The organism is Pseudomonas sp. CGJS7, assembly GCF_036961695.1.
In genome coordinates this window covers 1-1461 of the sequence record NZ_JBAMDI010000294.1, presented here as the reverse complement: position 1 = coordinate 1461, position 1461 = coordinate 1, and the positions used below count along the sequence as shown (strand labels likewise).

Genomic DNA, 1461 nt, shown 5'->3' with positions numbered 1-1461 from the left:
GTAATCGATGGACTCGCCCCCGCCGAGGCATCACAGTGCCACGGTGGTGTTCGAAGAAGCCAACGGCAGCGAGGGCGAGACCATGAAAAAGCATAGTTCGAAACACGATTCCCTGTCTTCCACTGATGTGGAGCTTTGCACAACCATCTGCGTAGACCTGGCCAAACAGGTCTTCCAATTAGCAGGCGAGGACGCTACTGGTCGGGTGATCTACGAAGATCGCATCAAATCCCGCCAAGCGTTCCACGATTTCCTGCTCAGGCTGCCAACGACCGTGGCCGTCTTGATGGAGTGCGGTCCAGGTGCACAAGCCTGGGCCAGACTGCTGCAGGCCAAAGGTAATCCGGTTCGCATCCTGCCGGCGCAACGTGTCGCCGAACATCGCAGCGGTGCTAAGAACGATCGTAACGACTGCTATGCCATTTTGCGTGCCGGTCGCGATACGAGCATCGCTTCGATACCGATCAAGAGCACCACAGCACTGGCTATTCAAGCGCTGCACCGTATCCGGCGCGGTAACATCAAGCGACATACCGCGCTGGGTAATCAGATCCGTGGTTTGCTACTCGAGCATGGCGTATCCATGCCCCAGGGCGATGCCGCGATCAATAAGCATGTGCCTCAGGCGCTTGAGGATGCTTCCTTGCCTCTACCCGACCTGTTGCGCGAGTTGCTCGATGAGTTGCTGATGGACTGGTTGTCTCTAGGTGAACGCATAACGGCGCTGAGCCGCCGGCTCGAAGCGACTGCCCAAGAGGATAAAGTCGCTCAGCGACTGATCACCATTCGCGGCGTCGGCCCTATCATTGCCACGGCGATCGTGGCGAAACAGACCGACCCCAGCCGCTTCGCCAGTGGCCGAATGTATTCCGCCTTCTTCGGTATCGTGCCCGATCAGCACAGCAGCGGAAACAAAATCAGATTGGGCAAGATGAGCAAGCGCGGTGACGGCTACATACGCAGCCTGATGATCCAGGGCGCGCATGCTGTCTTGAGTCAGTTAAGGCCTGATTCCGATCAGCCAGATGATCGCCGCCTCTTGCGCTGGCTATCCCGCCTTGGGCGCAAGGAGGCGGCGATCAGGCTGGCTAATCGAAATCTGCGGATTATCTGGGCCCTGTTACAGAGCGATCAGGTTTACCAACGCAAACCGAACGAAAAACCGGAGGCGGCTATGAGCCTCTGACCAACCGGGTAATGCCACCGGGGCGCTAGGCGCTCCAACCCCTGCTAGTGAACATTGACCCTAGGTAAGACCGTCGCAGACCGATGCCTCCGCTCCTACAGGCCTGATAGTGGCCTCCATGTAAACGGCACACTGCGAGCTCACCACGATGTTGGCCAGAAGCAAAAAGCTTCCTCGAACAGGCCTGATACATAGATGCAACCGGGTTCCTATGTTCAAAAAAGCAGCTAGACAGTGTGGGCGAGTCCATACATAGGAGCGGGTTTACCCGCGAA

General features: G+C 57.5%; 1 protein-coding gene. It reads left to right on the top strand.

The window, feature by feature from the left end:
* Positions 1-127: 127 nt before the first annotated feature.
* Complete coding sequence (locus V7787_RS52755) at positions 128-1186, top strand: IS110-like element ISPpu11 family transposase (RefSeq protein WP_104887826.1); 1059 nt, start codon at positions 128-130, stop codon at positions 1184-1186.
* The last annotated feature ends 275 nt before the right edge of the window (positions 1187-1461 follow it).